The 11,513-nt window shown below is 62.4% G+C and carries 4 protein-coding genes; 3 read left to right on the top strand and 1 reads right to left on the bottom strand.

The genetic code is table 11. The features are described from left to right. Positions 1-22 precede the first annotated feature (22 nt). A complete protein-coding gene (locus AC22G1_RS00415) occupies positions 23-1,324 on the bottom strand; it encodes an amidohydrolase (protein WP_487315050.1) in 1,302 nt (433 codons plus the stop codon). A 270-nt stretch (positions 1,325-1,594) separates the two neighbouring features. Here AC22G1_RS00415 and AC22G1_RS00410 point away from each other — a divergent pair, with 270 nt between their 5' ends. The 3 genes from AC22G1_RS00410 to AC22G1_RS00400 all read left to right on the top strand — a co-directional run bounded on the left by AC22G1_RS00410 (position 1,595) and on the right by AC22G1_RS00400 (position 11,491). Next, positions 1,595-3,850 carry a TonB-dependent receptor gene (locus AC22G1_RS00410; RefSeq protein WP_487315049.1) on the top strand — a complete coding sequence of 752 codons (2,256 nt, stop codon included), beginning with the start codon at positions 1,595-1,597 and terminating at the stop codon, positions 3,848-3,850. Between the two features lie 216 nt (positions 3,851-4,066). Next, positions 4,067-7,651: a S8 family serine peptidase gene (locus AC22G1_RS00405; RefSeq protein WP_487315048.1), complete on the top strand. Its 3,585-nt coding sequence runs from the start codon at positions 4,067-4,069 to the stop codon at positions 7,649-7,651. Between the two features lie 51 nt (positions 7,652-7,702). Beyond that, positions 7,703-11,491, top strand: a complete 3,789-nt coding sequence (locus tag AC22G1_RS00400; RefSeq protein WP_487315047.1) for a S8 family peptidase — start codon at positions 7,703-7,705, stop codon at positions 11,489-11,491. The last annotated feature ends 22 nt before the right edge of the window (positions 11,492-11,513 follow it).

Here is an 11,513-nt window from a genome sequence, read left to right as displayed (position 1 = left end):
GCATACGCCCAGGCCAGGCAAGTCAGGATTTTTGGTGGCTTTGCAGGTAATCGAGGGCCAGGCCGGATAGCGCCCTGACGCCGTTTTCCAGGCCCTTTTCATTGACGATAAAGTGCGGCGAGTGGTTGGCGGCCACTTGGTCCAGCGGTACCCCGTCCGGGGCGACCCCCAGGAAGAAGAACACCCCCGGCACCTTTTGTTGGAAGTAGGAAAAATCCTCGGCACCGGTAATGGGTTTGATGGTGCCCACCCCTTCCTTGCCGGCGGCCCAAGCCAGGGTTGGCGCGGCCCAGTCGGTAAGCTTGGCGTCGTTCCAGGTAACGGCGGCGCCGCTTTTCACGCTCAGGGTGGCAGTGGCACCGGCAGCTTGGGCAACGTGGGTCACGGTGCGCTGCATCTTATCGATGATGTCTTGGCGCATGCCTTCGTCAAAGGTGCGGATGGTGCCCACCAGGGTGGCGTCGTCGGGGATGATATTAAAGCGGATGCCGCTTTTTACCTGGCCGATGGAGATCACCGCTGGCGCCTGGGTAACGTCCACCTGCCTTGAGGGGATCAGCTCCAGGGCTTCTATCATCGAGCCGGTAACGGTGATGGGGTCAACGCCGCGCCATGGACTGGAGCCGTGGGTCTGTTTGCCTTTGATATGCACTTCAAAGCGGTCGGAGGCCGCCATGGTGCCTTCGGGGCGCACGTAAATCTTGCCCGCTTCCATGGGCCAGACATGCAGGCCGAAGATGGCGTCCGGTTTGGGATTGTTGAATACCCCTTCTTTGAGCATCAACGCCGCCCCCCCTTCTTCACCGGGAGGCGCCCCTTCTTCGGCCGGCTGGAACACGAACATCACGGTGCCGGGGATCTGCGCGCGAATGCTGCTAAGGGCCTTGGCCACCCCCAGCAACATGGCGGTGTGGGCATCATGGCCACAGGCATGCATCACCCCCACTTGCTCGCCGTTAAAGGTGGCGGTGACCTTGGAGGCAAAAGGCAGGCCGGTTTGCTCTTTGACCGGCAGGGCGTCCATGTCGGCACGCAAGGCCACTACCGGCCCCGGTTGGCCGCCTTTGAGGATCCCCACTACGCCGTGGTGAGCAATGCCGGTACGCACCTCGAGGCCCAGCGCTTTTAGCTCATCGGCCACCAGCTTGCTGGTGCGCACTTCGCTGTTGGACAGCTCCGGGTGGGTGTGAATATCCCGCCGCCAGTCAATGACCTGGGGCATCAGCTGATGAATGGTGGGGGCGAGGGTGGATTTGAGGTCTGCAGCAAGGCTGGGCAGGGAGCAGCTAGCGAGAATGGCGGCGCTCAGTAAGGTCCGTTTCATCATGGGGTCCTGTGACGGCGTTAAACAATTTATCAACATAGTCATGAATACTGTCACAGTACCCTTTTTCCGCCTTGTTGCGCGCTGTTGGCGACTTTCTATTCATCGTGAAAATTTAACAACTTAGCGTGCAACTAAGTTCACAATTTATGACGTTTTACATTTAAAAAGACAAACAGAACCCGTAAAGTCGCGCACCGCGGAAACGTTTTCATAATTAAAGAAGAGAAACGCCGTATTCCCCCCAACAAAAAAACACGGGTATCGCAGATGATGAGCAAAAAATCGACGCTCTTTTTGAGCATCCAGGCGGCGCTGCTTGCCTCCAGTTCACTGGCCTATGCGGCCGATGACAATGGCAAGAAAAGCGACACAACCGACGACGGCAAGCTGGAGCGGATCATGGTTACCGCCCAAAAGCGGGTCCAAAACGCCCAGGAAGTGCCGGTTTCCATTACCTCCCTCAAGGGTGACACCCTCAACGCCTTCGGCGCCGCCGGCCAGGACGTACGCGCCCTGTCGGCCCGGGTACCCAGCCTGACCATCGAGTCGTCCTTCGGCCGTACCTTCCCGCGCTTTTATATCCGCGGCCTGGGTAACACCGATTTCGATTTGAACTCATCCCAGCCGGTATCCGTTGTCCTTGACGATGTGGTGCAGGAAAACGCCATCCTCAAGGGCTTCCCGATTTTTGACGTGGACCGTGTCGAAGTGCTGCGTGGCCCGCAGGGCTCGCTGTTCGGCCGTAACACCACCGCCGGTATCGTCAAGTTCGACTCCAAGAAGCCCACCCAGGATTTCGACGCCTACTTCAAAGGCTCCCTGGGCACCTACAACACCCGTAACCTCGAGGGTGCCGTGGGTGGTGGCCTGACCGACACCCTGTCGGCCCGCTTCTCCTTGCTGGACCAACACCGCGACGACTGGGTCGATAACAAAGCACCTGGTTTTGAGAAAAACGACCAGCTCGAAGGCTACCGCGACAGCGCTGGCCGCCTGCAACTGCTGTGGGACCCAAGCGCCCAGCTCAAAGTGCTGTTCAACGCCCACTTCCGTGACCTGAACGGTACCCCCCGCGTGTTCCGCGCCAACATCATCCAGCGCGGCACCGACAACTTCGTGCCCGGTTTTGACCGCGACACCGTTTACCAGGATGCCGCTGCCCGCGCCACCCAAGACGTGAAAACCCGTGGCGGCAGCATCAAGGTTGATTACGACTTCGGCGACTACACCCTGACCTCCATCACCGGTTACGAGCGCGCCCGCGCTTTCTCCCGCGGTGATGTTGACGGCGGTTACCTGGGAACCCCTGGCAACCCTGGCGTGGTCACTTCCTCTGCCGAGTCCGGTGACGGCCTGCCTGGCCACCACCAGTGGACCCAGGAGCTGCGCCTGGCCACCAACGAACTGGGCCGTCTGGACTATCAAGTAGGCATGTTCTATTTCGACGAATCCCTGGACATCGACAGCTTCAACTACGATGACAACGGCATCCAGAACGGTTACGCCTACCAGAAACAAGACACCAAAGCATGGGCGGTCTTCGGCTCTGCCGACTACGACCTCACCGACGACTTCAAAGTCACCGCCGGTGTACGTTACTCCCACGACAAGAAAGATTACGAGGCCCAGCGCCTGCAATCGCCATTGTCTTTCCTGGGTATTGGCCCTACAGAGAAGCTGTACGCCAACCCGTCTGACGGTGAAGTGAGCTGGGATCTGAGCGGTGTTTACACCGTCAACAGCGACGTCAACGTCTACGGCCGCCTGGCCAAAGGCTTCCGCGCCCCATCCATCCAGGGTCGCCTGCTGTTCGGTGACGAAGTAACCGTCGCCAAGTCTGAAACCATGTACAGCGGTGAAGTGGGTATCAAATCCGATATCCTCGACAACCGTGGCCGCGTTAACGTCGACACCTATTACTACCAGCTCAACGACCAGCAGCTGACTGCCGTTGGTGGCGGCGCCAACTTCAACCGCCTGATCAACGCCGACAAGACCATCGGTTACGGTGTGGAGCTGGACAGCCAGTTCGCCATCACCAGTGACTTCCTGGTCACCGCTGGTCTGAGCTACAACAAAACCGAGATCAAAGACCCGGGCCTGGCCGTGGGTATCTGTGGTAGCGGCTGTACCGTCACCGACCCTCTGGATGCCAACGGCAACGCCATCATCGACGGTAACTCCCTGCCCCACGCGCCTAAGTGGATAGCCAACATCACCGCTACCTACACCTACCCGCTCACCACCGGCGAGCTGTTTGTGTTCACCGACTGGGCCTGGCGCTCACGGGACCACTTCTTCCTGTACGAGTCCAAGGAATACCAGGACGCGTCCATGCTTGAAGGCGGCCTGCGCCTCGGTTACCGCTGGAGCACCGACGGCACCGATTACGAGATCGCTGCCTACGGTCGTAACATCAACAACGACCAGAGCATGACCGGCGGTATCGACTTCAACAACCTGACCGGCTTCGTCAACGACCCGCGCATCGTCGGTGTCGAGTTCAAAGCCAACTTCTATTAAGAAGTCAGCCCTCAAAAAGCCCCGCCGATGCGGGGCTTTTTTTTGGTTATCACCGCTTGTAGTGGCGGAATCAAAGCACTGAATTAAAAGGAAAAGATATAAAAAAGATAAAAAAAAGACCGCCTCTTAGTTGAGCCCCTTCTCTGTGTTTGCCAGCGTGCACAAAGCCGTAACAAAACCAAAACACTAACGACATACACAGAGAGTACAGCCACCATGTCCCGCTCCCTTGCCCTCAGTCGCTGCTGCCTGGCCATACTGGGTGCCCTGACCCTGGCCCCGGCATCCGCCAATGTCACCAGGCCCACGGCCCCCGCTCAAAGCCCGGCCCACACCCAAACCTATTTGGCCATCCTGGACACCACCCTGCCCAAGGATATGGACAGCGCCAGCCGCCTGCGCCAGATAACCACCAGCCAACGGCAGCTGACTGCCGCCCTGGCGCAACTGGACCCCAGCATCGAGGTTACCGCCAGCGGCCAGCAACTGGATGACAGCCTGACCCTGCAAATGACCCCGGCCCAGGCCGCCAAAGTAAGCAAATTGCCCGGCATTGCCCGGTTGGCCCCGGCCGGCGAGCGCCTGCCATCAAGCCTGCTGCTTGGCCGGATAGCCGGCACAGTGAGCGCTGCCGCCCAGGCAACGCCGCCACTGCTGGCCACCCCCAGCGCCGATGACGGCAAAGGGGTGCGGGTGGCGATTCTTTCCACCGGTATCGACTACACCCACGCCCTGCTGGGCGGCGCCGGCACCGAAGCGGCCTACAACGACGCCGTGGCCAATGCCAACGCCCCTTATGACGGCTTCCCCACCCAGGTGGTGGTTGCCGGCCGCGATTTCGTGTCGGACACCGGCAACGGCGCCGATCTCAACCCCATAGACCAAAACCTGACCCTGCCCGATGCCAACGGCGAGAACACCTTTCCCACCGGCCGGGGCACCTTGCTGGCGTCTATCGTTCATGAACAGGCCCCTGGCGCCGAACTGATGGCGGCCAAAATTTACGGTATCAATGCCAACGCTGGCTTCGGCCCGTCCCTGGCCCAACTGACCGCCGCCCTGGAATGGGCCCGCGACCCCAACCAGGATGGCGATACCAGCGATGGCGCCGATATCATCGTGTTAGACCTGCCCCTGCCTGGGCACGGCATCTATGTACGTAACGAGTTGTCGGTCGACAGCTACGGCCTGTGGGTCGACCAGATTCAAAAGGCCGCCGCCGGCGCGCTGCTGATCACCGACCAGGGCAACCTGCAAATCGGCACCCGCTACGCCACCCCCTATAACGCCGCGCCGCCGTCGGTGATGTCGGTTGGCAGCGCCTATAGCGAGGATGACAGCCTCAAGGTCGACAGCACCTCGGTACACGGCCCCGTGCGGGGTGATACCGACCAGATCAAGCCGGATCTAGTGAGTTACAGCGTGGCCGTGGAAGGGGCCATGGTCGGCGGCGCCACCGCGACCACCACCAGCCCCACCCAGGGTATTTACGGTGCCGCCCGGGTCGCAGCAGCAGCAGCGGTGCTGAAAAGCCAGCGCCCTGCCCTTGCCGCCACCGAGCTTCGTGCCCTGCTGGACAACACCGCCGACCACCAGGTACTGACCCCAGACGGCCAAAGCCAGGCAGAAGTGACCTGGATTGGCCACGGCGTGGAAAACCTGGCCAAGGCCTTGGCCAGCCCGGTTGTGGCCTGGGATGCCAGCAGTTACTTAAGCGGCATCAACTTTGGCATGCAGGACGTGGGGCCTTATCCCACCACCTTAAGCCGCCAGCTCTACCTGCGTAACGATTCCAGTGCCGATGTCACCTACCAGCTCAGCGCCACCGCACTGCCCGGCACCGACCAGCAAGCCCTGACCTGGCGTTTACCGGCCAGCGTCACAGTGCCAGCCGGCCGGGCGGTGCTGGTGCCGGTGTCGGTAACCATTGATGGCGCCAAACTGCCGGCCTGGCCCATGGTCAGCGGCGACAACGCCAAGGCCAGCGACTGGCGCGCCACCGAGATGGACGGCTACCTCACCCTCAGCAGCGACGACCAGCCGACCCTCAACCTCGCCTGGCTGCTGCGCGCCCGCCCCAAAGGCGACATTCAAAAGGAGTTCAGTACCTACACCGAGTCCTTCGGTAATACCGACTACGCCTACCCGGCGCCGTCGGCCATAGGTGAAGCCACCTTTCCCGACAACTACGCGGTACTCAGCCAGAACTTCACCAACAACACCGACCATGCCCAAACCTACGTGGCCTATGCCACAGTAGCCCACCGCACCGCGCCGCCAGAAAACCTGACCATGACCGAGGGCCATGTGATGCAGGCCATTGGCAGTGGCGTCTTTGACGACCAGCGCTGCACCAGCGGCAAAAAACTGAGCGTGGCAGTCAGCACCTTCAACCGCCATGAAGTGGCCCTGGCCAGCTACTTTGACCGCGGCAGCTTTGCCTTTGCCTTCAGCCTCTATAACGCCCAGTTCACCCAGGACAACGCCGAGCTGCCCGCCAACCAGATCGTGGGCACCGACGCCGATGAAATCATCAACGGCTGGGTCTACTTCGACGACCAAGGCATTCCCCGCGCTTATTACGACGACCTCACCCTGGCCTTCGACCCCAGTAACCCCACCGCCCGTTACCGGGTCAGCAAGTTGCCGGTGCTGTTCGGCTCAGACGCTCGCAACATGGTGGCCGAGTACTGCCTGGAAGACATGGCTCCCTGGGGCATAGTGCCTGACGACCTTAATGCCAACCTGGGCTATATCGTTGGCACCGACCGCGACGTGATGCCCGGCGCCAGCGAGCACATCTTGCAGTTCAACCCGGTCAATATGGGCCCGGTGGTCACCACTACCGTCACCGACTGGTTTGGCAACGACGTTGAGCAACAAACCAACCTGGCCAACGTGGTGCTGATGAAGCCCGCCAGCGCCGAGGATCTGCCGGCCAACTACCAACACCAAATCGTCCTGGCGCCAGGGGAGTCAGCCACCCTGGCTGGGGTGCGTGACGGCAACTGCGCCTTTGATACCTGTGGCGACGGCTTCTTGCTGCTGGGTCTTGAGGGGGATTTCAGGCTCTGGTCGCAAATTCGCCTGGGCGACGTGCAAAGCACGGTGTCACGGGTACGCGCAGGCCAGCAGTTCTCGGTGGCCGAGCACACCGCCAGCGACACCGTGATTGGCCAGATAGCCCTGGACGCCTACGGCTTCTTTGAAGATCCGCTGCTCGACTACAACGGCGACCAAGCCGGCAAGGTATCGCTGATGACCAGCCTGCCCGGTGACCCGATCCGTATCGACGACACCGGCGTGATCCGGGTCAACAACCCGGCGGCCCTGGATTTTGCCCTGAGCCCCACCCTTACCTTCGATGTGCAGGTGCAGCGAGAAAACATGCTGGGCGACAAGGTGCCGGTCACCCTTCACGTGACCGACGTTAACGAAAATCCGCCGGCCCTGGCCGACGGCGCCAGCACCAGCTTCAGCTTTACCCCGGGCAGCGCCATCAGCCTGGACCTGGCCACCCTGATGACCGACGCCGACGGCGACAACCTGCGCTTTAGCGCTAGCGAACTGCCCTCAGGCCTTAGCTTGAGCGCCGCCGGCCTGCTGAGCGGTACCCTGGCCAGCGGCCAACACGCCCTGGCGGTGATGGTCTCCGACGGCACCAACACCACCGCGTTGGATCTGACCCTGACCGTTGCCGACACCCCGGCGCCCGGCAGCGAGGGTGGCTCAGGCGGCGGTAGCTTCGGCGCCTTGCTGCTCACCTTCTGTGCCCTGGCCGGCCTTCGCCGTCGCCGTTGATAACAACAGGCCGGCAGCGCGCTGCCGGCCATAAAAATGCAGGACAACACCATGAATCTGAAGAAAACTTCCTTGCTGCTGGCGATGTTTGGCCTGGCTGTCAGTAGCGGCGCCCACAGCGCTGAAGACGACGGCCCCGGCGTGGCTGTAGCCAAGCCTTTGACCCAGGCGGCCAGCCAGCAAAAGCACCGCTACTTTATCTATTTCAAGGAACCGTCTCTGGCCATGGCGGCCAGCGCCAAGCGGGACAAAGGCGGCATCATCGACGCCAAATCTGCCAGCAGCCAAGCCTATGTGTCGCACCTGGCCGCCGAGCAAAAGTCGGTGATGAGCACTCTCTCCGCCCGAGTCGGCCGGCCCCTTAACAGCATCCTGAGCTACCGCTACAGCCTTAACGCCGTTACCGCCGACCTGACCCCCAACGAGGCGGTGGCCATTGCCAAAAGCGGAGACGTACTAAAAGTTGAGCCTCGGCAGATCCGCTACATCACCACCGACTCAGGCCCGGCCTTTATCGGTGCCAAGCAAGTGTGGGCCGGGGTGGCCGGCCAGGTAGCCAGCCAGGGCGAGGGGGTGATAGTGGGTATCCTCGATACCGGCATCAACGCCAGCAACCCGGCCTTTGCCGACATCGGCGGCGACGGCTACGACCACATCAACCCCTGGGGCGCCGGCAACTATATCGGCGATTGCGTAGACCACCCTGGCTACTGCAACGACAAGCTGATTGGTATCGTCAGCTACTCTGCTATCACCGCCCAGTATCCGGATGTGTCCGCCGACTACCCGGACCTTGGCGACAAGGTCACGGTAGGCTGGGATTTTAACGGCCACGGCTCCCACACCGCCTCCACCGTCGCCGGTAACGTGCTGCATGACGTTACCGCCATCAATGCCGTGGGCGAGCAGGCCAGCTTCCAGTTCCCTGAAATCAGCGGCGTGGCGCCCCATGCCAATATCGTCGCCTACCAGGTGTGTTTGCCCGGTACCGGCAACGACGCCCTGGCCGGTTGTTATAACGATCTGGCCGCTCAGGCGGTGGAAGATGCCATCGAGCACGGCATCAAGGTGCTGAACTACTCCATTGGCGGCTCCAGTTACAGCCCCTGGCAGTCTGCCGATGCCCTAGCCTTCCTTAATGCCCGCAGTTTCGGTATCCACGTGGCCACCTCGGCCGGTAACTCAGGCCCAGAAGCGGCCACCGTCGGCACCCCCGGCAATGCGCCCTGGATAACCACCGTTGCGGCCTATACCCATGACCGCGGCTACACCGCCAATAGCCTGTCGGGCTTTTCCGGCAGCACCATGCCGGCATCCATCAGCGGCACCGGGGTGTCCAAGGGCTTGAGCGCGACCGTGGTGGACGCCGCCGACTACGGCGACGGCTACTGTATGACGCCCTTTGCCGCCAATACTTTCAGCGGCCAGATAGTGCTGTGCCGCCGGGGTGAAATTGCACGGGTGGAAAAAGGCAGCAACGTGCTGGCCGGTGGCGCCGGTGGCATGATTTTGGTGAACGTGGCCGGAGGCGACGATAACCTCGCCAACGACTACCACGTCCTGCCCGCCATCCAACTCAGCGCCGCCGACGGCCAGCTGGTGCTGGACTGGCTGGCTACCGGCAGCGACCACCAGGCCACCATCGCCGGTGGCGAGCCCACCCAGGACTCAAGCGTGGCCAACATTGCCGGCAGCTTCTCCTCCCGTGGCCCCTCGGCGCCTTTTGCCAGCTATCTGAGCCCGGACGTGGCCGCCCCCGGGGTGGATATCTTTGCCGCCAATGCCGACGTGCAGCCCTTTACCGCCAACCCGGCCGAGTCCGAGTTTATCTTTATGAGCGGCACCTCCATGGCCAGCCCCCATGTGGCCGGTTCCCTGGCGCTGCTGGCCGCCCTGCACCCAGACTGGACCCCAGCCGAGGCGCAATCGGCGCTGATGCTCACCGCCAACAGCAACACCTGGACCGACGATGATGGCGACGGCACCAAGACCGACTCCACCTTCTTCGACATGGGCGCCGGTATGGTGCAGGTAGCCGCTGCCGCCCAAGCCGGCTTGCTGCTGGACGAAACCAAGGCCAATTACCTGGCGGCCGACCCCGACCAGGGCGGCGACCCCACCACCCTTAACCTGGCCAGCCTGACCCAGGACAAATGCGTGGTGAGCTGCCAGTGGACCCGCACCGTGACCGCCGCCCAAAGCGGCAGTTGGCAAGCCAGCTACATCAACCGACTGGGCGCCATGACAGTGAGCGTCAGCCCGGCCAGTTTCAGCCTGCAAAAAGGCGAGAGCCAGACCCTCACCTTTACCGCCACCCGCACCAGCAACGACAGCCGCTACTGGCAGTTTGGCCAGGTGCAGCTGGATGACGGCGTGCAGCCGCTGAAAATGCCGGTATCGGTGCACTTCCTGTCAGGCACCGGCCCTGCCGGGCTGGTGCTGAGTGACGGCGGCAGTGCCGGCAGCGCCAAGGTGGCGGGCTTCCAGGCCCAGTTCCCTGACGATGTGGTGGTCAAAGCCATCGGCCTGACCAAGGCCAGCCGCTATGACTTCAGCCTCAAGGCCCCTACCGAGACCCCGTACAGTAACCAGTGGGTAACCGACACCGACGGCACCTTTGTCCTGCCGCTGACCGTGACCGCCAGCACCAAGCGATTGGTGGTGCGCATCACCAAAACCAGCGCCCAGGACTTGGATCTGTTTATCGGCCCCGATTACGACCTCAACGGCAAGCCTGACTACAGCGAGGCCTACAACCTCTACTGCACCAGCGCCACCGAGGCGGCATTGGAGTCGTGCGACATTATCGATCCGGTACCCGGCAGCTACTGGCTGGCGGTGAACAACTTTGCCGGCGGCGATGCCAGCGGCACCGACACCGTGACCCTGCAAGTGGCCCAGGTCAAAGACAACACCACCCCGACCTTCACCGCCCAGGTGGTGGATATTGAGGCAGGCGGCCAGTTCGGCCTAGCCCTTGACTGGCTCAACCAAGCCAGCGAAGGAGACCTGCTGCTGGGCCTGGTTAAACTGGCCTCCAGCAGCGATGCCAGTGAAGACGACGACGTGGCCAGCACCCGGCTCGACCTGACCGTCGCGCCGACCCTGGTAAGCCTTGGCCTTGAAGTGGCCGCAGTAACGGCGCCGGACGACATCGTCTACCAGCTCACTTTGCCAGCCAACACTGGCAGCGACGCCAAGCAGTATCAGCTCGATGGCAGCGGCCTTGGCGCCCTGCTGCCCCTGAGCCTTGATGGCCAGCCCCTGACCGCCACCGAGCAAGGCTTTAGCGCCACCCTCACCCAGGCTGCCGGCAGCGCAGAGCGCGTGGTGCCCCTGGTGCTGGGCAGCAGCCAGGTTACCGCCAGCGGCGCCTTGAGCTGGCAATTGGCAGTAAGCGAAGGCGAGCAAAGCGCCCGCCTTGGCGCCCCGGCAGTTACGGTAACAGTGCCGGCCCAGGCCCTTATCAACGGCCAGACCAGCCTGAACCTGGCCGCCAATGCCGGTGCCAGCCTCAGCCTCTCTGGCGCCCAAAGCCACGGTGATGGCGCCCTGAGCTACGCCTGGCACCAAGCCAGTGGCCCGGCCGCCACCTTAAGCGGCGAAGAGACCGCCACCCTGACCGTCACAGTCCCGGCAGACAGCGCCGGCCAGAGCCTGGTGTTTGAGCTGGTGGTCACCGACAGCCAGGGCACCAGCAGCCCGGCTACCGCTACCCTGACCGTTGCCGCCGACACCAGCGGCAACCAGGGTGGCGGCGGTGGCGGTGGCGGCTCGCTGCCCCCGGCACTGCTGCTACTGGCGGCAGCCACGGCCTGGCTGCGAAGAAAAGCCCACTGATAAAAAAGCCCCGCTGATGCGG

The sequence above is a fragment of the Gallaecimonas zhanjiangensis genome (assembly GCF_057624825.1).
The sequence above is the reverse complement of the archived record's forward strand: the minus strand, read 5'-3'. Positions and strand labels throughout refer to the sequence as shown.